The following is a 24,331-nucleotide window of genomic DNA, read 5'->3' on the forward strand; positions in this document are numbered from 1 at the left end:
CGCGTCCATGTTGCGAGCGGCGCTTTATGCGCAATCGATTGCATAAACGCTAATGCAATCGTTTGCGCAGGTCAAGCGAATTGACTAAGCTCAGCTATCGCTTTGACCGATCGCAGCTTTCCCTGCTGGAACGGGATACTTTCGTGCGAATGGATGGGCTGCAGTCGAGCAAGGTGCCATGGCAACGGTGACGATCAAGGACGTAGCGCGGGAAGTTGGCGTTCACCCGTCCACGGTGTCGCGCGCGCTCGATCCCGCGCGGCGGGACAGGCTCGGAGAGCCGGTCGTCCTCCGGGTGCTGGAAGCGGCTGAGCGGCTCGGTTACCGGCCGGATGTGGCCGCCGCCAGCCTGCGCAGCGGGCGCTCCAAGCTCATCGGGATCGTGGTGCCGGACATCGCCAATCCCGTCTTCTCACCAATCATCAGCGGACTCGAACGCGCGCTGTCGGCGCGGGGCTATGCCCTGATCGTCGCCGATCAGCGGCCGGATCGCACGGGTGGCCATGATCTCGTGCAGACCTTGATTGCACGCAGGGTCGACGGGCTCGTGCTCGCCAGCGCGGCCCTGAAGGACAATGCCGTGGAGCGCTGTCTGCAGGCGCAGATTCCGGTCGTGCTGGTCAACCGGTCTGAAGGTCAGGCGCGGGTGCCGTCGGTGGTGTCCGACGACATGGCGGGGATCACGCTGGCGGTGGATCACCTGATCGCGTCCGGGCATCGACGCATCGTGCACATCGCCGGGCCGCAGTCGCTCTCGACGGGCTTGCTCCGTCGTCGTGGCTTTGTGGCAGCGATGCGGGCGGCTGGTCTCGATCCCGACGAGGATGACATCGAGGAAGCCTCCGCCTTCACCCGCGAAGCGGGACTGCCGGCGGCCCGCAGCCTGCTGGCGCGTCGGCCGGATGCGACGGCGGTGGTCGCGGCCAACGACCTGCTCGCGCTTGGCGTCTATGAGGCCCTGCGCGAACAGGGGCGGCGGTGCCCGGAGGATGTCTCTGTCATCGGCCATAACGACATGCCGCTGGTCGATCTCGTCAATCCGCCGCTGTCCACGGTCCGCATCAGCCATCACGAGATGGGCGAGCGGACCGGGGAGCTTTTGCTCGATCTGATCACCGGCACCCATCAGGGCGCGTTGCAGATCGTGACATCGCCTGTGCTGGTCGCGCGCGCATCGACGCGGCCTGTGGAGAGCTGAGCGCTTACGCCTTTTCGCTATCCATATGCGCGAGCTGGCTGTCGGGATAGCGACCGCCAGCAGCGGCATCGGCTGGAATGGCTTGCTCCAGAGCTGCGAGATGCGCCGGCGTCAGTTTCACATTCAGCGCACCCAGCGCTTCGGTGAGCCGATCACGGCGGCGGGCGCCGACCAATGGGACGATGTCGTTGCCTTGTGCCGCGACCCAGGCGATCGCCACCTGTGCGACCGAAGCACCGATCTCGCTGGCGATGGCGCGCAATTTCTCCACCAGCGCCAGATTGTGATCGATATTCGCAGCCGAGAAGCGCGGGCTGATGGCACGGAAATCCTGCGTGCCCTGCTGCTTGCTCCAATGGCCGGAAATCAAGCCGCGCGACAACACGCCATAGGCGGTGATGCCGATGCCGAGTTCGCGGCAGGTCGGCAGGATGTCGCGTTCGATGCCGCGCGAGATCAGCGAATATTCGATCTGCAGATCGGCGATCGGATGCACCTTGGCGGCGCGGCGGATGGTCTCGGTGCCGACTTCGGACAGGCCGATATGTCTGACGTAGCCGGCCTTGATGAGGTCGGCGATGGCGCCGATCGTATCCTCGATGGGCACGTTCGGATCCAGCCGCGCCGGGCGATAGATGTCGATGGCCTCGACATTCAGCCGCTTCAGCGAATAGGCGACGAAATTTTTCACCGCGACCGGGCGGGAGTCATAGCCGTTCCAAGCCATGTCCGGGCCGCGGAGGGCGCCGAATTTCACCGAGATCTGGGCGTTGGCGCGCTTGGGATGGCCGCGCAGGGCTTCGGCGATCAGCATCTCATTATGGCCCATGCCATAGAAATCGCCGGTGTCGAGCAGCGTGATGCCGGCTTCGAGGGCGGCATGGATCGTGGTGAGGCTCTCGTCGCGGTCGGCGGGGCCGTAGAAATCCGACATGCCCATGCAGCCGAGGCCGAGTGCCGAGGTCTGCGGGCCGGTCTTTCCGAGGGTACGGGTGTCCATTGGAATGCTCCGTGGCTGTGAAGGGCGGTCTCTGTGCCGCCGATGCCGACCGATATGCGCCGAACGTCGCCCTTCGATAAGCTGGACAATCCTGAAAGGCTTGTTCAATCCTGCGGACAATGGATCACTTGAATCTTCGCGATCTCTCCGCCTTCCTCGCCGTCGCCCGAACGCGAAACTTTCGCCGGGCGGCTGTGGAGTTGCAGGTGTCTGTCTCAGGTCTCAGCCAGCGGCTCCGCGACCTGGAAGCGCGTCTTGGTGTGCGATTGCTGCATCGCACAACACGCAGTGTCTCGCTGACGGAAGCCGGCGAAATGCTGCGCACAAAAGTCTCTCCCGCGATGGGAGATGTTCATGCTGCATTGCAGCAAGTCCGAGGCTTCAGCGCTGTGCCCTCTGGCCGGCTGCGGATCAATGCCCCGGCACCCGCGGTGGATCTCGTCCTGGCGCCGATGGTGACACCGTTCCTGCAGCGCTACCCCGACATTCAGCTTGAAATCATTGCGGAAACGTCGCTGGTCGACATCGTTGCCGAAGGTTTCGACGCCGGCATTCGCTATGGCGAACACCTCGCCCAGGACATGATTGCGATCTCGCTGGGGCTGCCGGAGCGCTATGTGGTGGTGGCTTCACCGCAATATGTTGCGCAACATGGGCACCCTGTTGTGCCGCAGGATTTGCTGCAGCATTGCTGCATCAGAACCCGCTTCGCGTCCGGCGCGCTGCTGGATTGGGAGTTCGAAAAGGACGGTCGGGAGGTCCGGGTGGCGCCGGAGCCGGCGCTGATCGCCAGCTATTCGCGGCTCGGGATCGAGGCCGCTTTGGGCGGGCTCGGCTTCTTCATGACATTCGAGGGCTATGTGCGGGAGGCGGTGGCGTCCGGGAAGCTGGTCAGTGTGCTGGAAGACTGGCTGCCGCCATTTCCGGGGCCGTTTCTGTATTATCCGAGCCGCAGGCAGCCGCCGCCCGCCTTGGCGACGTTCGTCGGTTTTGTCGGGGAATGGAGGCGTAGGCGCTAGTTCGGGATTTCCGCGGTGGGCTCGCGGGTCTGCCAGAAGGTCAGCACGCGCTTGGCGGTGGCGGGAACCAGCCGTTCGAAATTCTGCCGGGCTTCCTCTACATCGGGCGCTGCCGGCGACCGGCCGGGACCGACGCGAAGCGCGATCAAGGCGCGCACGGTGGCCCAGGAAATACCGATCGACTTGCCGAGGATCAGCATCGGATCATCGCGGTCGCCCTTCAACAACTGATCGATGGTGGCGATCCGGACGCCGGACATGGCGGCCAATGCGGCAGCTGTTTCCTCATATTGATGGGCGCGGGCGAAGCGCAGCAGCGCGCCTTCGTTCAGCTCGGCGCTGGTTTGCAGCTTCCGCACGGTGCGCTCGGCGCTGGCAAAATCGCGTGTCAGAGCAAGGTGTTGCTGCGCACCAGAGATGTCCTGCATGGCGCGGTTGATGGCTGCGCGCAATTCGGGGGCGGCGGCATCGAACAGCCGGCGGCGCACCACCTCGACCGATTGCGCCAGCAGATATTTGAGCTGTTCGGTGGACAGGTCGTCGCGCTGGCCGACGGTGATGGCGAGCACGCCGTCATCGCCGGCGCGGCGGATCAGGCCGTGATAGCCAAGCTGCGAGAATACCGCACCGGCATTGCCGGCGACGCGGCGGATGACCTCACGGTCACCGCGGCGGATGATGATGTCAGTCAGTCGCGGGCCGAGGGTCGGCCGATCGGAGATTGCCAGCAGATGCGGCTGGCCTTTGACCTTGGCGATATCGAGCAAAGTCGGCTCGTCGATCTGCGGCGAGCGGCGCAGCAACGGCCCGGCGATCACGATTTCATCGTCGCGCACCAGCATGGAGATCAGCTGCGGCGGGGCATTGACCAGTTCCGCCAGCCGCTCGGCCAGCATGCGCCGCGCCTCGACCTCGGTCTGCGGGACCAGGCTGGTCAGGATACTGTCAAACAGGTCCACATGGGACGGTTGGAACCGGGATGCGCCCTGCAAAAACAGGTCGGCAATCTTCCGGACGGCCTCACCACGGCGCGCGGGATCGCCGTTGCGGACGATCTCCTCAAGCCCCGGAATGAGGGATTTGGCCTCTGCCATCAAGAATACTCAACTACGCCAATCACAAAGGCCCGCGTAGACTAAAGGGGCTTTGTGAAGGAAGGGTTAGTCTGCGGAAGCATAGATGCGAGAGTTTACAGTGACTTAACATAGAGTGGGTTCAAGCACGAGCTTCCCGTGGCCGAATCTCGCCCTTGCCGTCCCGCCCGAAAAGGTCTATATCGGCCGCAACTTACAGTTCTCATACAGACCGTTTGAGAGTGGGGCCCCCGGGGACCCGCTCTTTTTTATTACCTGAAACGCCCCAAAACCTGGACCGCTGCTGCCCGATGACTGACCCGATCGAACCCACCCAGAATGATGCCGAGCTGCTCGCCGAGCCGCGTCTGGTCGTCGAGCCTGGTGCTGGCGCGCGCGTGGCGGCCATTGCGACTCCCGTGCTCGAAGGCATGGGCTATCGGCTGGTGCGTATCAAGATTTCGGGCGAGGCCGGTTGCACCGTGCAGATCATGGCGGAGCGGCCTGATGGCTCGATGCTGGTCGAGGATTGCGAAGCGATTTCCAATGCGCTGTCGCCGGTGCTCGATATCGAGGATCCGATCCAGCGCGCCTATCGGCTCGAGATTTCCTCGCCGGGCATCGATCGCCCGCTGGTGCGTCGTTCGGATTTCGAGCGCTATATCAGCCATCTCGTGAAGGTCGATATGGCGGTTGCCGTCGGCGGCCGTAAGCGTTTTCGCGGCTTTATCAGCGCTGTCGAAGGTGGCGAGGTTCTGATCGACCGTGAAGGCGCGCGCGACGGCGAGGACCCGATCACCCGCCTGCCGATGGAAGATATTTCCAGCGCCAATCTCGTGCTGACCGACGAGCTGGTCGCCGAGTCCATGCGCCGCGGCAAGCATGCCGAGGAAGATCTCAAGCGCGAGCTTGGTCTCGCGCCGCCGCCGGCGCCGCATGCCAAGCGCAGCGATCCGAAGAAGAGTTTTGCACCGAAGGCCAAGGCCAAGGTCGCGAAGGCTGCGAAGAAGCCGCTGCCGAAGAACACCAAGGCCCACCGCCTCGCTGCGCGCGGCGATTTCGATTCCACCGAAGGAGACTGAGCCATGGCCGCTATTAGCGCCAACCGACTTGAACTCTTGCAGATTGCCGACGCCGTTGCGCGCGAGAAAACGATCGACCGCAGCATCGTGATTTCGGCGATGGAAGAGGCGATCGCGAAGGCAGCGCGCGCGCGTTACGGCTCGGAAACAGACGTTCACGCCGAAATCCATCCGAAGACCGGCCAGCTCTCGCTGACCCGCCACATGCTGGTGGTCGAGGATGTCGAGAACTCGTCGAACCAGATTTCGCTCAATGATGCACAGCGCGCCAATCCGGGCGCCCAGGTCGGCGACACCATCGCCGATACGCTGCCGCCGCTGGAATATGGCCGTATCGCTGCGCAGTCGGCCAAGCAGGTGATCGTGCAGAAGGTGCGCGAAGCCGAGCGTGACCGTCAGTATCAGGAATTCAAGGATCGCATCGGCGAGATCGTCAACGGTGTCGTCAAGCGCGTCGAATATGGCTCGGTCATCGTCGATCTCGGCCGTGGAGAAGCGATCGTGCGCCGCGACGAAATGCTGCCGCGCGAAGTGTTCCGCAACGGCGACCGCGTCCGCGCCTATGTGTTCGACGTGCGCCGCGAGACCCGCGGTCCGCAGATCTTTTTGTCGCGCACCCATCCGCAGTTCATGGCCAAGCTGTTCGCGCAGGAAGTGCCCGAAATCTATGACGGCATCGTCGAGATCAAGGCGGTCGCCCGCGATCCCGGTTCGCGCGCCAAGATCGGCGTGATCTCGCGCGATTCATCGGTGGATCCGGTCGGCGCCTGCGTCGGTATGCGCGGCTCGCGCGTGCAGGCCGTGGTGAACGAGCTGCAGGGCGAAAAGATCGACATCATCCCGTGGTCGCCGGATATCGCGACCTTCGTGGTCAACGCGCTGGCGCCGGCGGAAGTCTCCAAGGTCGTCATCGACGAAGACCGCGAGCGCATCGAAGTCGTGGTGCCGGACACCAACAACCAGCTCTCGCTGGCGATCGGTCGCCGCGGCCAGAACGTGCGTCTGGCCTCGCAGCTGACCGGCTGGGATATCGACATCCTCACCGAGCAGGAAGAATCCGAGCGCCGTCAGGCCGACTTTGAGAACGCCACCCGCGTGTTCATGGAAGCGCTGAATGTCGATGAAGTCGTCGGCCAGCTGCTGGCGTCGGAAGGCTTTACGAACGTCGAAGAACTCGCCCTGGTGGATGCCAAGGAACTGGCGAGCATCGAAGGTTTCGACGACGAGACCGCCGAAGAATTGCAGAGCCGCGCCCGTGAATATCTGGAACAGCAGGAAGCCGAATTGAGCGCACGTTGCAAGGAACTGGGTGTCGACGAGGCGCTGCGCGATGTGCCCGGTGTGACCCTGCAGATGATGGTCAAGTTCGGCGAAAACGATGTCAAGACCGTCGAAGACCTGGCCGGCTGCGCCACCGACGATCTGGTCGGCTGGACCGAGCGCAAGGAAGGCTCCGAGCCGGTCAAGCATGCCGGTTTCCTCGACGCCAACGAGATTTCGCGTGAGGACGCCGAGCGTCTGATCATGGAAGCCCGTGTCGTTGCAGGCTGGATCACCCGTGAAGATCTGGACAAGGGCGTCGAGCCCGAGTCCGAAGACGTCGAAGCGTAAGGATATGCGCCACGCATGCTCGCCAGTTTTGACCCCGCAGATCTTGATCGCGGCCCCCGAGACACCAAATCGGGGACTGAGCGGATGTGCGTGGTCTCACGGCGCGTGCGTCCGATCGATGAACTGATCCGTTTCGTTCTCGCCCCCACGGGCGAGCCTGTTCCTGACCTCAAGCGCAAGCTGCCGGGCCGGGGCATGTGGGTTTCGGCCTCGCATAAAGCGGTGGCCGAGGCGGTGAAGCGCAATCTGTTCGCCCGGGGTTTCAAGACAAATGTCAAACCATCGGCCGATCTCGCCGATGAAACCGATAAATTGATGCTGCGCGGCGTGATCGAGGCATTGGCCATGGTGGCCAAGGCGGGTCAGGTGGTCGCAGGTTTCACCAAGGTCGAAGACACATTACGGCGTAATACCGCCGGAATCCTGTTGCATGCCTCCAACGGCGCCGCCGACGGCATCCGCAAACTGGATGGCATCGCCCGCCAAAATGCCGAATTCGACGAAGAAACCGATCCGTTGCCCATCATTTCGCTGCTTCATAGCGACGAATTGGATTTGGCATTGGGGCGGTCAAATGTGATACATGCTGCCGTGCTGACAGGCCCGGCGGGCAAAACGTTCCTGTCGCGCAGCCAGACTTTGGTCCGATACCGGATGGCTGACGCGGACATCAACGCAAGCGCCAAACCATCGAAGACCCATGCGTCGCCGGACACGGCGCTGCCGGACGACGATCTCGCCGATTGAATTAGAACGATGACGAATGTGCGACCGCGCACACCGCAAAAGGACTAGGACTGCTGAATGGTTGATACGAAAACGCCTGGCGACAAGACTCTGAGCGTTCCCAGCAAGACCTTGACGCTGAAGCCACGCGTCGAGCAGAGCACTGTGCGCCAGAGCTTCAGCCAGGGCCGTAGCAAGCAGGTGGTGGTCGAGAAACGCGGCAAGCGCCGCATTCCCGGCGAAACCACCAGCACCGAAGCTGCGGCACCCGCTCCGGCACCGGCCGCCGCACCTGCGCCGGTTCCGGCAGCACCGGTTGCTGCTGCGCCGACGCCCGCTCCGACTCCCGCCGCACCTGCGCCGGCTCCGGCGCCCGTTGCTGCGGCTCCGGCTGCACCGGCGCCTGTTGCTGCTGCGCCTGCCGCTCCCGTCCGTGCTGCTGCACCAGCCGCGCCGGTTCGCCCGGCTGCGCCTGCTGCTCCGGTTCGCACCTCGTCATCGGGATCGTCGTCCCGCGTGCCGACGCCACCCTCGCGTTCGGCTTCGCCGCCGCCGCGTGGTGGTTCGCAGCGTCCGCAGCCGCCGCAGCGCAGCGGCTCCGGCGTCGTGCTGCGCACGCTGACCGAGGATGAGCGCAACGCCCGAACCGCTGCGCTTGCCGATGCGCGCGCCCGCGAGGTCGAAGAGCGCCGTCTTGCCGAGGCCGAAGCGGCCCGTCGCAACACCAAGGAATACAAGGAGCAGGCCGAGCGTGAAGCCGCCGAAGCCCGTCGCAAGGCCGAGGAAGAGCGTCACCGCCTGGAGGAAGAAGCCAAGCGCAAGGCGGAAGCTGAAGCCAAGCGCCGTGAGGCCGAGGCTGAAGCCAAGGCCAAGTCCGCTGCCCGCACGACGACCACCACGGCGCGTGCGCCGATCGCGACCACGTCCGGCCGTCCGGCTGTTGCTGCCGATGGCAGCGACGAGGATGAGGCACCGCGCGTCGTTCGTCGCCCCGGTGGCGGCCCGGCTCGCCCGGTGATCGCACCGAAGCCGACCGCCAAGCCTGGTCCGCAGAAGGAGCGCGGCCGTCTCACCGTCGTCACCGCGCTGTCGGCCGGCGATGTGCGCGAGCGTTCGGTCGCCTCGTTCCGTCGCCGTACCCAGCGCCTGAAGGGTCATCAGTCGAACGAGCCGAAGGAAAAGCTCATTCGTGAAGTGGTGATCCCGGAAGCGATCACCATTCAGGAACTCGCGAACCGCATGGCGGAGCGCGCGGTGGACATCATCCGCATGCTGATGAAGCAGGGCGCGATGCACAAGATCACCGACGTGATCGATTCCGATACCGCGCAGCTCATCGCTGAAGAACTCGGCCACACCGTCAAGCGCGTCGCCGCGTCGGACGTTGAAGAAGGTCTGTTCGACGTTGCCGACGATTCCACCGATACGGAAACCCGTTCGCCGGTCGTGACCGTCATGGGCCACGTCGATCACGGCAAGACGTCGCTGCTCGACGCGCTGCGTCAGGCAAACGTCGTGTCGGGTGAAGCCGGTGGCATCACCCAGCATATCGGCGCCTATCAGGTCACTTCGCCGGAAAGCGGCAAGAAGATCACCTTCATCGATACGCCGGGCCACGCCGCGTTCACTGCGATGCGCGCCCGCGGCGCCAAGGTCACCGACATCGTCATCCTCGTGGTGGCGGCCGATGACGGCGTGATGCCGCAGACGATCGAAGCCATCAACCACGCCAAGGCGGCGGGTGTGCCGATCATCGTGGCGATCAACAAGATCGACAAGCCCGATGCGAAGGCGGAGCGCGTGCGCACCGAGCTTCTGCAGCACGACGTGCAGGTCGAATCCTTCGGCGGCGACGTCGTGGACGTCGAAGTGTCGGCGAAGAACAAGACCAATCTCGACAAGCTGCTCGAAATGATCGCGCTGCAGGCCGAAATCCTCGATCTGAAGACCAATTCGGATCGTCCGGCGGAAGGCACCGTGATCGAAGCCAAGCTCGATCGTGGTCGTGGTCCGGTGGCGACCGTGCTGGTTCAGCGCGGCACCCTGCGTATCGGCGACATCATCGTGGCCGGTTCGGAAATGGGCCGTGTCCGCGCGCTGATCTCCGATCAGGGCGAGCAGCTCACCGAAGCCGGTCCGTCAGTGCCGGTCGAGGTACTCGGCTTCAACGGTCCGCCGGAAGCCGGTGATCGTATGGCCGTCGTGGTCAACGAAGCCCGCGCCCGCGAGATCACCGACTATCGTACCCATGCCAAGCGCGAGAAGTCCGCAGCCTCCACCAACGGCATGCGCGGCTCGCTCGAGCAGATGATGAGCCAGCTGAAGACCTCGGGCCGCAAGGACTTCCCGCTGGTCATCAAGGCCGACGTGCAGGGTTCGCTGGAAGCCATTCTCGGCTCGCTGGAGAAGCTCGGCACCGACGAAGTCGCAGCCCGCATCCTGCATGCAGGCGTCGGCGGCATCTCGGAATCGGACGTCACGCTGGCGGAAGGCTTCAACGCCGCCATCATCGGCTTCTCGGTGCGCGCCAACAAGGAAGCGACTGCTCTTGCCAAGCGCAACGGCATCGAAATCCGCTACTACAACATCATCTACGATCTCGTGGATGACGTGAAGAAAGCCATGTCCGGCCTGCTCGCGCCCACTCTGCGCGAAACCATGCTGGGCAATGCGCAGATCCTCGAAGTGTTCAACATCTCGAAGGTCGGCAAGGTCGCGGGTTGCCGCGTCACCGACGGCAATGTGGAACGCGGCGCGAATGTGCGCCTGATCCGCGACAACGTCGTCGTGCACGAAGGCAAGCTGTCGACGCTGAAGCGCTTCAAGGACGAAGTGAAGGAAGTGGCGTCAGGCCAGGAATGCGGCATGGCGTTCGAAAACTACTCCGACATGCGTGCCGGTGACGTGATCGAGTGTTATCGCATCGAGACCATCCAGCGCTCGCTGTAAGTCCAAGTCTTACAGAGAGCCGGATTTTGAGAAGGCCGTCATGCCCGGCGTAATGCCGGGCATCTACGCCTTGTTTTCACAACAATAGACGTGGATGGCCGGGATAAGCCCGGCCATGACGTCGTTATTTGGGTTGGCAAAAAGATGCCCAAGCATCATCAGAAATCCGCAGCGCCCGGCGGCTCGCAGCGTATGCTGCGCGTCGGCGAACTGATGCGCCATGCGATCGCCGATATCCTCTCGCAGGGTGGGGTTCATGACCCCGTGCTGGCGACATCCATCATCACGGTGCCGGAGGTGCGGATGTCTCCGGACCTCAAGCTCGCCACCGTCTATGTGATGCCGCTCGGCGGCAAGAACACCGAGCCGGTGCTGAAGGCGCTGGCCGCGAACAAGAGTTTTTTGCGCACCGAAGCCGCGCATCGCGTGAACCTGAAATACGCGCCCGATCTGCGCTTCCGCATCGACGAGCGTTTCGACGAAGCGGAACGCATCGACAAACTTTTGCGCACCCCTGCGGTGGCGCGTGACCTCAAACAAGACTCGGACAACGAAGAATGACTGTGACGACGATCAAGACCGAAACCGGCGTGGAAGTGAGTCCGCTTCCGCAGGGCGCCCCGTCGCCGCGCGGTAATAACGATCCGCGCCATCAGGGCGGCAAGCGTCAGGGCGGCGGTCAGGTGCGCCGCGACAAGCGCGACGTCCATGGCTGGGTCATTCTCGACAAGCCGATCGGCATGACCTCGACCCAGGCGGTCGCCGTCGCCAAGCGCCTGTTCCAGGCCAAGCGCGCCGGCCATGCCGGCACTCTCGATCCGCTCGCCTCCGGCGGTCTCCCCATTGCCTTGGGCGAAGCCACCAAGACCGTTCCCTTCGTGATGGACGGCCGCAAGCGCTATCGCTTCACCGTCGCCTGGGGCGCCGAGCGCGACACCGACGATACCGAAGGCAAGGTCACCCAGACGTCGGACGCTCGGCCAACGGCCGAGCAGATCCGTGCGCTGCTGCCGCAATTTACCGGCAATATCGAGCAGACCCCGCCGCAATATTCGGCCATCAAGATCCAGGGCGAGCGCGCCTATGATCTGGCGCGCGACGGCGAGGTCGTCCCGCTGGTTCCGCGTCCCGTCGTGATCCACGAATTAGTGCTGACAGAACAACCAGATAACGACCATGCCGTGTTCGAGGCCGAATGCGGCAAGGGCACCTATGTGCGCGCGCTGGCCCGTGACATCGGCCGCCTGCTCGGCTGCTACGGCCATATCTCGTCGCTGCGCCGGACCCTGGTCGGCCCCTTCGCCGAAGCTGACATGATTCCACTGGCAGAATTGGAGGCTTTGTGCGATAGAGCCGCGTCTGGCGAGGGAAGCCTCGCCGACGCGCTACTGCCCGTTGAGACCGCGCTGGACGACATCCCGGCGCTGGCCGTCACACGGTCAGATGCGGCAAGGCTCCATCGGGGTCAGGCCGTCTTGTTGCGCGGACGGGATGCGCCTCATTGCAATGGCACGGTTTATGTCACGGTGTCGGGCCGGTTACTGGCCCTCGCCGAACTCAGCAATGGTGAACTCATCCCCAAGCGCGTGTTCAACCTTTCCGGATTGACTGCCAATCCGGTGCAAAAAGAAAGTCACTGACGATGTCGATTGCCGCAGAACGCAAAGCGGAAGTCATCAAGAACAGCGCCCTCAAGACCGGCGATACCGGTTCGCCTGAGGTTCAGGTTGCCATCCTCTCGGAGCGCATCGTGAATCTCACCGAACACTTCAAGACCCACACGAAGGACAACCATTCCCGTCGTGGTCTGCTGAAGCTGGTGTCCACCCGTCGTTCGCTTCTCGATTACATCAAGAAGAAGGACGAGGCCCGGTACAAGGCCCTGCTCGCAAAGCACAACATTCGCCGCTAAGCGAATCGACGCGCGCATCGTTTGCGCGCGTTTTCGCATGGACGATCCTCAAAAGATTCCCATGCCATCACGTAGTGCAGGCCAGAGTGGCCCGCACGATAGCGTCCAGCCGCAATCCGGCAGCTGGGCGATGACGGGCAAGGAGCCCGTCGCGCGGAGTGGAGCAAGAATGCCCCAACCCGCGACCATCGGAAGGATGGACGCCATTCGAAATTCACAAGCCATGGCAAGATCGCCGGACGCTGCTTTCGCAATCGATGCGAAGCGTCTTGCAGTCTTGCGCATGGCTTTTGTTTTTTCGGCGCCACGCCTTCCGTGAACCCATGAAAGAATCCCAAGATGTTTAATTCTCATTCCGTCGAGATCGATTGGGGCGGTCGTCCGCTCAAGCTGGAAACCGGCAAGGTCGCCCGTCAGGCTGACGGCGCCGTGCTCGCCACCTATGGCGAAACCATCGTGCTCGCGACCGTCGTCGCCGCCAAGTCCGCCAAGGATGGCATCGACTTCCTGCCGCTGACCGTCGACTACATCGAAAAGACCTACGCAGCCGGCCGCATTCCCGGCGGCTACTTCAAGCGCGAAGGCCGTCCGACCGAGAAGGAGACGCTGGTCTCCCGCCTGATCGACCGTCCGATCCGTCCGCTGTTCGCCGATGGCTGGCGCAACGAGACCCAGGTCGTCGTCACCGTGCTGTCGCACGACATGGAAAATGATCCGGACATTCTCGCCCTCGTCGCCACCTCGGCCGCGCTGACCTTGTCGGGCGCACCGTTCCAGGGCCCGATCGGCGCTGCCCGCGTCGGTTTCACCGGTGACGAATACGTCCTCAACCCGACGCTGGACGAGATGACCGACACCCAGCTCGACCTGGTCGTCGCCGGCACCGCCGACGCCGTGCTGATGGTCGAATCGGAAGCCAAGGAGCTTGGCGAAGAGATCATGCTCGGCGCCGTGATGTTCGGTCACCGCCACTTCCAGCCGGTGATCAAGGCGATCATCGAACTCGCCGAGAAGGCCGCCAAGGAGCCGCGCGAAGTCACCACCGTGGATGACAGCGCGCTCGAAAAGGAAATGCTGGGCATCGTCGAGACCGAGCTGCGCTCGGCCTATTCGATTGCCATCAAGCAGGACCGTTACGCCGCCGTCGGCGCCGTGAAGAAGAAGGTCATGGACCACTACTTCCCGGAAGGTCAGGAGCCCAAGTTCGACAAGCTCCGCGTTGCCGGCGTGTTCAAGGAGCTGGAATCGAAGATCGTTCGCTGGAACATCCTCGACACCAAGAAGCGCATCGACGGCCGCGACCTGACCACGGTTCGTCCGATCGTTGCCGAAGTCGGCATCCTGCCGCGCGCACATGGTTCGGCGCTGTTCACCCGCGGTGAAACCCAGGCGATGGTCGTCACCACGCTCGGCACCGGCGAAGACGAGCAGTATATCGACTCGCTGTCGGGAACGTACAAAGAGACGTTCCTGCTGCACTACAACTTCCCTCCCTACTCGGTCGGTGAGACCGGTCGCATGGGCGGCACCAAGCGTCGCGAAATCGGCCACGGCAAGCTCGCCTGGCGCGCGATTCATCCGGTGCTGCCGGGCCACCACGAATTCCCCTACACCATCCGCGTGGTGTCGGAGATCACCGAGTCGAACGGTTCGTCCTCGATGGCCTCGGTCTGCGGCGCTTCGCTCGCGCTGATGGATGCCGGCGTGCCGTTGAAGCGTCCGACGGCGGGTATCGCCATGGGCCTCATTCTCGAAGGTTCGCGCTACGCCGTTCTGTCGGACATCCTGGGTGATGAAGATCATCTCGGCGACATGGACTTCAAGGTGGCGGGTACCGACACCGGCATCACCTCGCTGCAGATGGACATCAAGATCGCCGGTATCACCGAAGAGATCATGAAGGTCGCTCTCGGCCAGGCCAAGGAAGGCCGCATTCACATTCTCGGTGAGATGTCGAAGGCGCTGACCAATGCCCGCGCCGAGCTCGGCGAATATGCGCCGCGCATCGAGACCTTCAAGATCGCCACCGACAAGATCCGTGAAGTGATCGGCACCGGCGGCAAGGTGATCCGCGAGATCGTCGAAAAGACCGGCGCCAAGGTCAACATCGAAGACGACGGCACCGTGAAGGTGGCTTCGTCGGATGGTGAGGCCATGAAGGCGGCCATCAAGTGGATCAAGTCGATCGCTTCCGATCCGGAAGTCGGCCAGATCTACGAGGGCACCGTCGTCAAGGTGATGGAATTCGGTGCATTCGTGAACTTCTTCGGCGCCAAGGACGGCCTGGTGCATATCAGCCAGCTCGCCGCCGGCCGCGTGCAGAAGACCTCGGACGTCATCAAGGAAGGCGACAAGGTCAAGGTCAAGCTGCTCGGCTTCGACGATCGCGGCAAGACGCGTCTGTCGATGAAGGTTGTCGACCAGGAGACTGGCGAAGACCTCGAAGGCAAGCAGAAGGCCGAAGGCGAAGCGGCTCCGGCTGCCGAGTAAGCTTTTCGTGAATGAATAGAAAAGGGCGGCCGTGAGGCCGCCCTTTTTGCTTCTATGAAGGTGGAGAGTGCTCGGCCTGCATGGTTCGAGACGCCCGCTTTGCGGGCTCCTCACCATGAGGGTCTTCTATAGCGCCATACTCTTTCCTCATCCTGAGGAGCGGCCTTCTTAGGCCGCGTCTCGAAGGATGGCCGCAGAGCTCTACTTCACGCTCCCCAATCCCAGCGCATCCACCATCACGCGAAACACTTCCGTATTGTCCATCTGCCCCTTCACGCGATCGCTACCCGGGCCGGTCGCTGTCAGGATCACGTCCTCTCCCGAATGCACGCTCGCATTCATCATCGCCGGCAGATTGCCCAGCCGTAGCATCGCCCCCGGCGCGTTCTTGTATTTCTCGTTCGCCGTGAATGTATTTGGCGCCTCGCCCTTCTGCGTCGGCTCGAACGGACCATCAAGCTTCGGCCGCAGCGTCTCATAGTGATCGGGCAGGCTCGCCGACATGATCGCCAGTCGCCGGCTGACATCGACGCGCGATGGATAGCCGTCCGCATCAGGCGCCGGATAGTTCGGGAAACCGGCCTTGTCATAGACGCCGATCCGCTCGCGCAGCGGCAGATTGGTCTCGACGCTCATGTCGTCATTGACGGTGCCGACGAGGCTGTTCGGATGGCTGTGATCGGACACGACGAGGATCAGCGTGTCCTCGCCGCGCTTGGCGGACCATTCCTTGGCGAGCTTCACCGCATTGTCGAGCATGATCACGTCATAGACGGCGCGGTCCATGTCGAGCAGATGGGCATATTTGTCGATCATGCCGGACTCCACCAGCAGGACAAATCCCTTGTCATGGCGCGACAGCACGTTGAGGGCGGCCTGCACCTGTTCGGTGAGATCCGGCTGCTCCGGATATTTCTTCACGCCGCCACCCTTGAGGAACTTGCGGTCGAGCACGCCATCCATATTGCCGGGCGTGAACAGGCCGAGCAGCCTTGTGGTGTCCGTCTTGTCGGCTGTCGCCTTCAATTCGCCGGCAGTCTTCACATAGGGATAGCCGGCCTCTTTGAACTTGGCGATGTAGTCCACCTCGTCGGCGCGCTTGCCGATATCGACCGTGCGCGGCAAAAAGTTTGCCGCGCCGCCGCCGAGGATGACATCGGGTTTCGCCGCAAACATCTGCGCGACGATTTCGTCATAGGCCGCGCGGCGGCGCGTATGCGCGATCATCGAGGCGGGCGTCGCATCCTGGATTTCCGTGTTGGTGACGATGCCGACGGCGAGATCGAGCTTGCGCTTCACCAGCGAGGTGATGGTCTCGACCTTGGGATCGTCGAACACGTCGCGTGTGCGATCGGCATAGACGCCGAGCGCATTGGTCGCCGACTTGTGGCCGGTCGTGTATGCGCTCGCGGAGTTCGCCGAGTCCGTGATGATCGAATCCGTGCCGGCGGTGCCGACCAGCGCCATGCTCGGCATATCGTCGATGGCGAGCTTGCCGCTGCTCTTGCCTTCCTTGATGCCCTTGGACAGGATCCGCGCGCCGACACGATGCGCCAGCGACATGCCGTCGCCGACGAACAGGATCACGTTCTTCGCCTTGCGTGCGCCGGTGTCGTACACGTTCCACGTCACCGACTTGGTGAGCGCACCTGCCGTGACGTCGATCTTGTAGGCGCCGGGCTTGTCGAGCACGACATCGCGCAGCACCAGCGCGGATTGATCCTTATCATCCTCACGTTCGATATAGTCGGCGCTCTTGCCGAAGGCCGCCGCCTGATCGGCGCCATTGATTGTGACCTTGATGTCGGCGGCTGCGACCTTCCCCGGAAGTTCGACCTTGAAGTCGAATTTGCTGCCCTTGAGAATTTCCGCGCGATCCAGCGGATAGATCACCTGCGCCGAAGCTGATGCGCTCATGAAAAACGCCGCAAGTGCGGCGAATGAAATGGTCTTGGTCATGGACGCTATCCCCGGTGGCTTTCTGTCGCAGGCAGTCTCCATCAATAAAACGGCCGGATGTCACGTCAATGACATCCGGCCGTTAGATCGATCGTAGGGCGGATAAGCGCAGCGTCATCCGCCGGCCGACTTCGTTGTTGAAACTCCGCGGCGGATACGGCTGCGCCTCATCCGCCCTACGGCATAGTTTAATCCTTGCCCAGTCGCGGGATCGTCGCGCCTTCACCGGCGCTGATCAGGCCGGTCTTCGCATAGATGTTCAGCTTCGCACGGGTATCGGTGATATCGAGATTGCGCATGGTCAGCTGGCCGATGCGGTCCGCCGGCGTGAACGGCGCATCCTCCACCTTCTCCATGCTCAGGCGCTCCGGCGCATAGGTCAGGTTCGGGCTCTGGGTGTTGGCGATCGAATAGTCATTGCCGCGGCGCAGGTCGAGCGTCACTTCGCCGGTGATGGCGCGGGCCACCCAGCGCTGCGCTGTCTCGCGCAGCATCAAAGCCTGCGAGTCGAACCAGCGGCCCTGATACAGCAGACGGCCGAGCTTCATGCCGTTCATGCGGTACTGCTCGATGGTGTCTTCGTTATGGATACCGGTGACGAGGCGCTCATAGGCGATGTGCAGCAGCGCCATGCCGGGCGCTTCATAGATGCCGCGGCTCTTGGCTTCGATGATGCGGTTCTCGATCTGGTCGCTCATGCCAAGGCCATGGCGGCCGCCGATCGCATTGGCTTCGAGGAACAGCGCGACCGGATCGGCAAATGTCTTGCCGTTCAGCGCGACGGGCTGGCCTTCCTCGAAACGCACGCTGACGCGCTCGGATTTGACGACGCAATCGTCCTTCCAGAACGGCACGCCCATGATCGGGTTGACGATGGTGATGCCGGAATCGAGATGTTCGAGATCCTTGGCCTCATGGGTCGCACCGAGCAGGTTGCTGTCGGTCGAATAGGCCTTCTCCGCACTCATCTTGTAGGCGAAGCCGTGGGCGGTCATGAAGGCCGACATTTCGGCGCGGCCGCCGAGCTCGTCGATGAACTGGTCATCGAGCCAGGGCTTGTAGATCTTCAGATCCGGATTGGTCAGCAGGCCGTAGCGATAGAAGCGCTCGATGTCGTTGCCCTTATAGGTCGAGCCGTCGCCCCAGATATTGACGCCATCTTCCTTCATGGCCGAGACCAGCATGGTGCCGGTTACCGCACGCCCGAGCGGGGTGGTGTTGAAATAGGTGATGCCGCCGGTGGAGACGTGGAACGCGCCGGCCTGGATCGCGGCGATGCCTTCATGGACGAGCTGGGCGCGGCAATCGACCAGGCGGGCCTTCTCGGCGCCGAACTCCATCGCCTTGCGCGGGATCTCGTCGTAATCGGCCTCGTCGGGCTGGCCGAGATTGGCGGTGTAGGCGAAGACTTTTGCCCCCTTCTGCTTCATCCAGAGCAGCGCCGCCGACGTATCGAGGCCGCCGGAAAAGGCGATGCCGACATTCTTGCCGGTGGGAAGGCTCTTCAGGATCGTGGTCATGGGGCGTCCAATCGGGGCTAATTTTCGCGGTCAGCGATAGCGCGCCGGGGCAAAGGGCGTCAACGCGGGAACGAATGCTTGTCGCCACCCGGCTCGACCGGGTGGCCCAGTACACACCGCCGCTTACGCGTTTACTGGGTTGCCCGGTCAAGCCGGGCAACGACAGTTTCTGTTCAATCGTGATGCTGCTCGGTGATCCGGTTGCCCAGCGTCGGTCTTGGCGGATTGCGGCCGGACAGCATCCGTCGCCGCCAGGCATAGCCTGGCCAGGCGAGTTTGGTCAGCCAGCGATCAATGCCGTCATCGGTCATCCGGGTCCGCGGCCAGCGGTAGATCCATCCGTGGATCAGCCAGATCACCAGAAACGAGGCCAGGCCGGCGATCGTCACGTCGGTGAAGAAGTGCCCGCCAAAGGCCATCCGCCAGCCCGAAGTGGCGAGGCCGAATACCGTCGCGGCCACATAGGCGGCCGGGCGAAACGCCGGGGGCGCCAGCGCGGCAGGGGCATAGGTCCAGAACGCCGTGGCGCCCTCGCCGGAGAAGAACGAGCAGTTGCGCACGCATTCACCGCTCGGGTCCCACCAGGCCTTGAACTGCCACGGGCCGCCGAATTCGGTCACGGAAACGGGCCGCGGCCGATCCCAGAAGCTCTTGAAGGTGAAATTGGTGAGAAAGCCTGCCGACATCAGCATGGTGATGACCAGAAAGGCCATGGTGCGGCCCTTCACCAGCAGCGGCCGGTTCGGCCAGATCAGCTTGACGATCAGCGCCAGGATCGAGGGGGCCACGAAGGCCCAGGCGATCCACATGGCCGCGTGGCGCGCGAACTGCGCGTAAGGCAGCCCGGAATAGGCGAAACCGCCGGCTTCGGGCGTGTAGAACAGCGCCGCGAGCTTGAGATCGAGTTCGGGCCAGACGCCGAAAATCACGAGGATCGCTGCAAGCAGCACGAGCGCAATGAGGAGGCCGGTCCGGTTCATGGCGGGCGGTGTATCCGAGGGGCGGGGGGAAAGAAAGTTAAAGCGCGATCACTTTGCCGCGGCATCCGATTGCGGTGGAAGCCGCCGTGGCTGTCGCCACGCGCCAGCCTTGCGCCCCGCGATCACCCAGTAGATCAGCCCCGCGACGATACCGGCGCCAGTCATCACCTCCAGATGCCGGCGCACGATGCCATCGAAACTCATGGTCGTGGTGTCGTAGGGGATCAGGCCGAGATAGCAGACGAGGCCGACCACAGCGCCGCCAAGCGCATAGGCGATCACGCTGCGGATATTGAAGGCTTCGGTGATAAGTACGACGATCAATGCGGGGATCAGCGCAAAGCCCGAGAAGAAGATGAAGCCGAAGCCGACAAGGATGTTGATGGCGTTCGGATCGATGAGACCGGTATCCATCGCGCTCAATTCGGGGAACAGGATCGAAAAGGTCACGATCGCGCCGCCGACCATGCAGGCCACGCAGAAAGCGAAGAAGATGACGATGATGCGGCCGATCAGGGACATGGGGGCTCGTTGTTCTTCCTGCCGGCGCCCCACACGCTGCCCTCATCCTGAGGAGCGGCCGCAGGCCGCGTCTCGAAGGATGTGCCAGGCCACGCATGGTTCGAGACGCACGCCTGCGGCGTGCTCCTCACCATGAGGGCGGAGCAGGAAGTGCCGTCCATCAATCCGTCATCGCCATCGCGCGCAGCGCCTGGCGCTCGCGCGCGCTCAGCTTTTCCGTCTCCGACTTCAGCTGCCCGCACGCCGCGAGAATGTCGCGACCGCGCGGGGTACGCACCGGTGAGGAATAGCCGGCATTGAAGACATATTCGGAGAATGCCTCGATCTGCGCCCAGTCGGAACATTCGTAGCGCGTGCCCGGCCACGGATTGAACGGGATCAGATTGATCTTGGCGTGGATGCCCTTGAGCATCTTCACCAGCAGCTTCGCGTCTTCCAGCGAGTCGTTGATGCCCTTCAGCATCACATATTCAAACGTGATGCGCCGCGCGTTCGATGCGCCGGGATAGTCGCGGCACGCCTGCAGCAATTCCTTCAGCGGATACTTCTTGTTGAGCGGCACCAGCTCGTTGCGCAGCTCGTCGCGCACCGCATGCAGCGAGATCGCGAGCATGACGCCGATCTCGTCGCCGGTGCGCGCGATGTTCGGCACAACGCCCGAGGTCGACAGCGTGATGCGCCGGCGCGAAATGCCAATGCCTTCATTGTCGGAGACGATCAGCAGCGCGTCGCGCACGGCGTCGAAATTGTAGAGCGGCTCGCCCATGCCCATCATCACGATATTGGTGATGCGGCGATTGGCATTCGGGGTGTCGCGGTCGGCCCAGTCGTTCAGCCGGTCGCGCGCCACCATGATCTGGCCGACGATCTCGCCCGGCGTCAGGTTGCGCACCAGCCGCTGGGTTCCCGTATGGCAGAACGAGCAGTTCAGCGTGCAGCCAACCTGGGAGGAGACGCACAGGGTGCCGCGGTCGGTCTCGGGGATATAGACGCACTCGACCTCATGGGCGCGCTCGCCATGGGTGCCCGAGGGCAGCTTGAGCAGCCATTTGCGGGTGCCATCATTGGAAATCTGCTCGACCGCCACTTCCGGCCGGTCGACCGTGAAATGCTGCTCCAGCTCGGCACGCATGTCCTTGGAGATGCTGGACATTTCGGCGAAGCTCTGAACGCCGCGATAATACAGCCAGTGCCAGATCTGCTGGCTGCGCATCTTCTGCTGCGCCGGCTTCACGCCGATGGAACCGAGCTTCTCGGCGATCTGCGCCCGCGACAGGCCGATCAGCGAGGGTTTGGCCAGCGGCACATAGGTTTCCGTCGCGATCTTCTCCAGTGGAACCTGGAGCGCGTGGGTTTCAACGGCAGTGCTGGCCTCGGCAGAAGCGGGGGTCATGGCGTTCGATCTATCAGTAAGGGCAATGAGTTAGCTCGATCCCTCATCCTGAGGAGCGGCCTCTTGGCCGCGTCTCGAAGGATGGCGACAAGCTCGGAGCAAACCATCTCATGGTTCGAGGCGGCGCTGCGCGCCTCCTCACCATGAGGGCCAGAGATATGCTTTTCGCGCCCGAATGGAAAGGCGCCAAATGCGGCAATATTAACGGCGGCCCGTAGGATGGGTTGAGCGCAGGCGCAAAGCGCCGGAGCGATACCCATCACCGCCTGCTCCGGAGTTCGTTGTGCTGGGTATCGCTTCGCTCAACCCATCCTACGTCAGCGGTTACCGCCGGCACTCCTGCGCAACCTTGTCCAGCGCCTGGGCCAGGCCCTTCATCGAGAAGGAATCGATCGTCTCGGTGCCCTTGGCGGAGACGCCCTTCACGGTCACGTCGCCCGCCTTGCGCAGCGCTTCGACGAGACGCTCTTCTTCGGCCGCGTTCTTGATCCAGAGACCGTCGCCCTGCGTGTACATCGCAAACTTCGCGCCGCCGACATCGAGCGTCGACTCATAGCCGGGCTTCAGCTGATAACCGATCATGATCGAAACTTCGTTGCTGACCTTCTCGGCCGGGCGGGTCGAGATGAAAGCGTAAGCGGGATCGCGCGGCCGGTTGGCGGGATTGGTCTTCGATGACGCTGGCTTTGCCAGCGCGAAACAGACCTTCTTGCCGCCTGGTGCTGCGGTGTAGGCGCCCCATGGGCCGAACTGACCGAGCAGCGTCGGCTCGGCACTGCCGGCAGCAGCCGGTGCCGGCGCTTGCTTGGCCGCCGGTGCAGCCTTGCCCTTGGCAGCCGTCTGCGCTTGCGCAAGACCGGTAACGCCGATCATCGCTACGCTCATCGATACAACTGTCAGGATTCGCCGCACGGACATCAGGTGTCGATCCTCTATCTTTGTGACTGGAAGATGGCCTGGAATCACGCGCGCCATGGACATCTGCCAATAGACGGAATGTGCTTGTTTGAAAAGGCACACGCCACATGGCGGAATATCGCAGGACTGTCGTAGCCCGCATGGAGCGAAGCGCAATGACGGTTGCGGGTCGCGCGTAAATCCTTCACAACTTTCTCAACTGTCACGATGAAGGTCAGATGATCATGAAAGCCATTCTCTGCTCGCAATATTGCGAACCCGACGATCTCGTTTTTGCCGATGTGGAGGATCCCGTTGCCGGCGAGGGCCAGGTGGTCATCGCCATCAAGTCGGCGGCGCTGAATTTCTTCGACATCCTGATGATCCAGGGCAAGTACCAGATCAAGCCGCCATTCCCGTTCTCGCCGGCCGCGGAAGTCGCGGGCGTGATCGAGAGCGTTGGCGCCGGCGTCACGTCGCTGAAGGTCGGCGATCGCGTTGTCGCCTCCATCGGTCACAACGGTGCCCGGCAGAAAGTGGCCGCAGTTGCGACGTCCGTGATCAAGATCCCCGACAATCTCGACTTCGATCGCGCGGCCGGTGTCATCGTGATCTACGGCACCGCGCTGCATGCGCTGGAAGATCGTGCGTCGCCGAAGCCCGGTGAAACGCTGGCTGTGCTCGGCGCTGCCGGTGGCACCGGTCTGGCTGCCTGCGAACTCGGCAAGCTGCTCGGCCTGAAAGTCATCGCCTGCGCATCGTCGGACGAGAAGCTCGAATTCGCCAAGCAGCATGGCGCCGAGCTCACCTTGAACTACGCGAAGGAAGATCTCAAGGAAGGCCTCAAGAGCCTCACCGGCGGCAAGGGCGTCGATATCATCTTCGATCCGGTCGGCGGAAAGTATGCCGAGTCTGCCTTGCGTGCCATCGCATGGGAAGGTCGCTTCCTGGTCATCGGCTTTGCGGCCGGCGACATTCCAAAAATGCCGCTCAATCTCGCGCTGCTGAAGGGCTGCGATATCCGTGGCGTGTTCTGGGGCGCCTGGGTGCGGCAGAACCACGACAAATATCGCGCGAGCATCACGAAGCTCTTGAACTGGGCAGCCGAGGGCAAGATCTCGGCCCATGTGGACCGCACCTTCCCGCTGGAGAAAACGGCGGAAGCGATGAAGGTGCTGGGTGGTCGTCAGGCCATGGGCAAGGTGATCCTGCATCCGTAAGACGGAGCGGGATCAACAACAGCGCGAGGCGGCGATCGCATGCATGCGGTGGTCGCCAAGCACATGGGCGACGAAGCCGAGAGACCGGAAGATTTTTGCGAAGGCGGCATCGCGGATGCTGAGGCCGCCGGTATAGGCACCGAAGGCCGGCATCACGGCGCGTTGTCCGTCCGTGGCGAAGCATCGGCGCTCCATCGCCCGTCCGCGCGCGCTGATCCGCGCCTTCGGATGCAGGTGGCCGGCGATCTCACCGAGCGCGCCGGTCGGCTCATGGCGGAACGTGATGGCGCCGATGGCGATTTCGTCAGCGACCGTACCACCAAGATCCGAGGGCAGCGCCGGATCGTGATTGCCGGAAATCCAGATCCAGTCGCGTCGTGCCTGCAGCGCGCCGAGCACGTCGCGATTGGCCGGTGAGAGGCGCTGATGCGCGTCGCGATCGTGAAAACTGTCGCCGAGCGCGATCACGGTGCGCGGATCATGCCGCGCGATCACCGCACCGAGACGGCCGAGAGTGGCGATGGTGTCATAAGGCGGCAGCAGCACGCCACGCATGGCGTAGCTCGAGCCTTTCTCCAGATGCAGGTCGGACACGATCAGCGTTCGCTGATCTTCCCAATACAGCGCACCCGACAGATCCGCCGCCAGTGTGACGCCGGCGATGGCGACGGAACTCGTGTCATTGGTGAGCGACTCGGCAAGCATGGCTCTTTGTAGGATGGGTTGAGCGCAGCGAAAACCCATCATTTTCACAGATGGCTGCTGATGGGTTTTCGCGAA

Annotated in this window: 20 protein-coding genes; 11 read left to right on the top strand and 9 right to left on the bottom strand. The window is 63.1% G+C overall.

What is annotated here, in order from left to right; translation table 11 throughout:
- The first annotated feature begins 178 nt into the window (after positions 1-178).
- On the top strand, positions 179-1,198 hold the full coding sequence (locus ACIQ2A_RS09900) for a LacI family DNA-binding transcriptional regulator (protein ID WP_398478415.1): 1,020 nt from the start codon (positions 179-181) through the stop codon (positions 1,196-1,198).
- A gap of 4 nt (positions 1,199-1,202) precedes the next feature.
- On the opposite strand, the gene ACIQ2A_RS09905 is transcribed toward ACIQ2A_RS09900, so the two are convergent.
- Positions 1,203-2,198 (bottom strand): aldo/keto reductase, encoded by a 996-nt coding sequence (locus tag ACIQ2A_RS09905; protein WP_398478417.1) that lies wholly within the window; start codon positions 2,196-2,198, stop codon positions 1,203-1,205.
- A 119-nt stretch (positions 2,199-2,317) separates the two neighbouring features.
- Here ACIQ2A_RS09905 and ACIQ2A_RS09910 point away from each other — a divergent pair, with 119 nt between their 5' ends.
- Positions 2,318-3,217, top strand: coding sequence for a LysR family transcriptional regulator (locus ACIQ2A_RS09910; protein WP_398478419.1), 900 nt, complete (start codon positions 2,318-2,320; stop codon positions 3,215-3,217).
- Here ACIQ2A_RS09910 and ACIQ2A_RS09915 read toward each other — a convergent pair.
- Positions 3,214-4,311: a DUF2336 domain-containing protein gene (locus tag ACIQ2A_RS09915; RefSeq protein ID WP_398478421.1), complete on the bottom strand. Its 1,098-nt coding sequence runs from the start codon at positions 4,309-4,311 to the stop codon at positions 3,214-3,216. The two genes, ACIQ2A_RS09910 and ACIQ2A_RS09915, sit on opposite strands and share 4 nt — an antisense overlap.
- 290 nt (positions 4,312-4,601) lie before the next feature.
- Between ACIQ2A_RS09915 and rimP the strand changes: the two genes are divergently transcribed.
- The 8 genes from rimP (at position 4,602) to pnp (ending at position 15,060) form a co-directional block, all read left to right on the top strand.
- Positions 4,602-5,372 carry a ribosome maturation factor RimP gene (gene rimP, locus ACIQ2A_RS09920; RefSeq protein ID WP_398478423.1) on the top strand — a complete coding sequence of 257 codons (771 nt, stop codon included), beginning with the start codon at positions 4,602-4,604 and terminating at the stop codon, positions 5,370-5,372.
- Between the two features lie 3 nt (positions 5,373-5,375).
- Positions 5,376-6,983 carry a transcription termination factor NusA gene (gene nusA / locus ACIQ2A_RS09925; protein WP_398478425.1) on the top strand — a complete coding sequence of 536 codons (1,608 nt, stop codon included), beginning with the start codon at positions 5,376-5,378 and terminating at the stop codon, positions 6,981-6,983.
- Positions 6,984-6,998: 15 nt separating this feature from the next.
- On the top strand, positions 6,999-7,730 hold the full coding sequence (locus ACIQ2A_RS09930) for an RNA-binding protein (protein WP_398478427.1): 732 nt from the start codon (positions 6,999-7,001) through the stop codon (positions 7,728-7,730).
- A 57-nt stretch (positions 7,731-7,787) separates the two neighbouring features.
- Positions 7,788-10,658 carry a translation initiation factor IF-2 gene (gene infB / locus ACIQ2A_RS09935; RefSeq protein ID WP_398478428.1) on the top strand — a complete coding sequence of 957 codons (2,871 nt, stop codon included), beginning with the start codon at positions 7,788-7,790 and terminating at the stop codon, positions 10,656-10,658.
- Positions 10,659-10,802: 144 nt separating this feature from the next.
- On the top strand, positions 10,803-11,219 hold the full coding sequence (gene rbfA, locus ACIQ2A_RS09940) for a 30S ribosome-binding factor RbfA (RefSeq protein ID WP_398478430.1): 417 nt from the start codon (positions 10,803-10,805) through the stop codon (positions 11,217-11,219).
- Entirely contained in the window at positions 11,216-12,298 is a 1,083-nt protein-coding gene (gene truB, locus ACIQ2A_RS09945; RefSeq protein ID WP_398478432.1) for a tRNA pseudouridine(55) synthase TruB, read from the top strand. The genes rbfA and truB overlap by 4 nt, the downstream gene beginning before the upstream one ends.
- A gap of 2 nt (positions 12,299-12,300) precedes the next feature.
- Positions 12,301-12,570, top strand: coding sequence for a 30S ribosomal protein S15 (gene rpsO, locus ACIQ2A_RS09950; protein ID WP_398478434.1), 270 nt, complete (start codon positions 12,301-12,303; stop codon positions 12,568-12,570).
- 339 nt (positions 12,571-12,909) lie between these two features.
- Positions 12,910-15,060 carry a polyribonucleotide nucleotidyltransferase gene (gene pnp / locus ACIQ2A_RS09955; protein ID WP_398478436.1) on the top strand — a complete coding sequence of 717 codons (2,151 nt, stop codon included), beginning with the start codon at positions 12,910-12,912 and terminating at the stop codon, positions 15,058-15,060.
- A 201-nt stretch (positions 15,061-15,261) separates the two neighbouring features.
- Here the strand turns inward: pnp and ACIQ2A_RS09960 are convergent, their stop codons facing one another.
- The 6 genes from ACIQ2A_RS09960 to ACIQ2A_RS09985 all read right to left on the bottom strand — a co-directional run bounded on the left by ACIQ2A_RS09960 (position 15,262) and on the right by ACIQ2A_RS09985 (position 22,352).
- Positions 15,262-17,019, bottom strand: coding sequence for an alkaline phosphatase (locus ACIQ2A_RS09960; protein WP_398478439.1), 1,758 nt, complete (start codon positions 17,017-17,019; stop codon positions 15,262-15,264).
- 188 nt (positions 17,020-17,207) lie between these two features.
- On the bottom strand, positions 17,208-18,539 hold the full coding sequence (gene argG / locus ACIQ2A_RS09965; RefSeq protein ID WP_398478441.1) for an argininosuccinate synthase: 1,332 nt from the start codon (positions 18,537-18,539) through the stop codon (positions 17,208-17,210).
- Between the two features lie 173 nt (positions 18,540-18,712).
- Positions 18,713-19,519 carry a phosphatase PAP2 family protein gene (locus ACIQ2A_RS09970; RefSeq protein WP_398478443.1) on the bottom strand — a complete coding sequence of 269 codons (807 nt, stop codon included), beginning with the start codon at positions 19,517-19,519 and terminating at the stop codon, positions 18,713-18,715.
- A gap of 48 nt (positions 19,520-19,567) precedes the next feature.
- On the bottom strand, positions 19,568-20,041 hold the full coding sequence (locus ACIQ2A_RS09975; protein ID WP_398478445.1) for a hypothetical protein: 474 nt from the start codon (positions 20,039-20,041) through the stop codon (positions 19,568-19,570).
- A gap of 160 nt (positions 20,042-20,201) precedes the next feature.
- Positions 20,202-21,434: a 23S rRNA (adenine(2503)-C(2))-methyltransferase RlmN gene (rlmN, locus tag ACIQ2A_RS09980; protein ID WP_398478447.1), complete on the bottom strand. Its 1,233-nt coding sequence runs from the start codon at positions 21,432-21,434 to the stop codon at positions 20,202-20,204.
- A gap of 324 nt (positions 21,435-21,758) precedes the next feature.
- Positions 21,759-22,352 (bottom strand): invasion associated locus B family protein, encoded by a 594-nt coding sequence (locus ACIQ2A_RS09985; protein ID WP_398478449.1) that lies wholly within the window; start codon positions 22,350-22,352, stop codon positions 21,759-21,761.
- Between the two features lie 224 nt (positions 22,353-22,576).
- Between ACIQ2A_RS09985 and ACIQ2A_RS09990 the strand changes: the two genes are divergently transcribed.
- Positions 22,577-23,551, top strand: coding sequence for an NADPH:quinone oxidoreductase family protein (locus ACIQ2A_RS09990; RefSeq protein ID WP_398478458.1), 975 nt, complete (start codon positions 22,577-22,579; stop codon positions 23,549-23,551).
- A gap of 12 nt (positions 23,552-23,563) precedes the next feature.
- On the opposite strand, the gene pdeM is transcribed toward ACIQ2A_RS09990, so the two are convergent.
- Positions 23,564-24,256, bottom strand: coding sequence for a ligase-associated DNA damage response endonuclease PdeM (gene pdeM, locus ACIQ2A_RS09995; protein ID WP_398478452.1), 693 nt, complete (start codon positions 24,254-24,256; stop codon positions 23,564-23,566).
- Between the last annotated feature and the right edge of the window lie 75 nt (positions 24,257-24,331).

Origin of the sequence: Tardiphaga sp., from assembly GCF_044336785.1 — a bacterium.
GTDB lineage: Bacteria > Pseudomonadota > Alphaproteobacteria > Rhizobiales > Xanthobacteraceae > Tardiphaga.

Excerpts from the sequence above, each read along its gene's own strand:
- pnp (WP_398478436.1), top strand. The coding sequence starts at position 12,910 with ATGTTTAATTCTCATTCCGTCGAGATCGATTGGGGCGGTCGTCCGCTC.
- ACIQ2A_RS09900 (WP_398478415.1), top strand. The coding sequence starts at position 179 with ATGGCAACGGTGACGATCAAGGACGTAGCGCGGGAAGTTGGCGTTCAC.
- ACIQ2A_RS09975 (WP_398478445.1), bottom strand. The coding sequence starts at position 20,041 with ATGTCCCTGATCGGCCGCATCATCGTCATCTTCTTCGCTTTCTGCGTG.
- ACIQ2A_RS09985 (WP_398478449.1), bottom strand. The coding sequence starts at position 22,352 with ATGTCCGTGCGGCGAATCCTGACAGTTGTATCGATGAGCGTAGCGATG.
- rimP (WP_398478423.1), top strand. The coding sequence starts at position 4,602 with ATGACTGACCCGATCGAACCCACCCAGAATGATGCCGAGCTGCTCGCC.
- ACIQ2A_RS09930 (WP_398478427.1), top strand. The coding sequence starts at position 6,999 with ATGCTCGCCAGTTTTGACCCCGCAGATCTTGATCGCGGCCCCCGAGAC.
- rlmN (WP_398478447.1), bottom strand. The coding sequence starts at position 21,434 with ATGACCCCCGCTTCTGCCGAGGCCAGCACTGCCGTTGAAACCCACGCG.
- rpsO (WP_398478434.1), top strand. The coding sequence starts at position 12,301 with ATGTCGATTGCCGCAGAACGCAAAGCGGAAGTCATCAAGAACAGCGCC.
- infB (WP_398478428.1), top strand. The coding sequence starts at position 7,788 with ATGGTTGATACGAAAACGCCTGGCGACAAGACTCTGAGCGTTCCCAGC.
- ACIQ2A_RS09905 (WP_398478417.1), bottom strand. The coding sequence starts at position 2,198 with ATGGACACCCGTACCCTCGGAAAGACCGGCCCGCAGACCTCGGCACTC.
- rbfA (WP_398478430.1), top strand. The coding sequence starts at position 10,803 with ATGCCCAAGCATCATCAGAAATCCGCAGCGCCCGGCGGCTCGCAGCGT.
- pdeM (WP_398478452.1), bottom strand. The coding sequence starts at position 24,256 with ATGCTTGCCGAGTCGCTCACCAATGACACGAGTTCCGTCGCCATCGCC.
- ACIQ2A_RS09990 (WP_398478458.1), top strand. The coding sequence starts at position 22,577 with ATGAAAGCCATTCTCTGCTCGCAATATTGCGAACCCGACGATCTCGTT.
- ACIQ2A_RS09960 (WP_398478439.1), bottom strand. The coding sequence starts at position 17,019 with ATGACCAAGACCATTTCATTCGCCGCACTTGCGGCGTTTTTCATGAGC.
- nusA (WP_398478425.1), top strand. The coding sequence starts at position 5,376 with ATGGCCGCTATTAGCGCCAACCGACTTGAACTCTTGCAGATTGCCGAC.
- argG (WP_398478441.1), bottom strand. The coding sequence starts at position 18,539 with ATGACCACGATCCTGAAGAGCCTTCCCACCGGCAAGAATGTCGGCATC.
- ACIQ2A_RS09970 (WP_398478443.1), bottom strand. The coding sequence starts at position 19,519 with ATGAACCGGACCGGCCTCCTCATTGCGCTCGTGCTGCTTGCAGCGATC.
- truB (WP_398478432.1), top strand. The coding sequence starts at position 11,216 with ATGACTGTGACGACGATCAAGACCGAAACCGGCGTGGAAGTGAGTCCG.
- ACIQ2A_RS09915 (WP_398478421.1), bottom strand. The coding sequence starts at position 4,311 with ATGGCAGAGGCCAAATCCCTCATTCCGGGGCTTGAGGAGATCGTCCGC.
- ACIQ2A_RS09910 (WP_398478419.1), top strand. The coding sequence starts at position 2,318 with ATGGATCACTTGAATCTTCGCGATCTCTCCGCCTTCCTCGCCGTCGCC.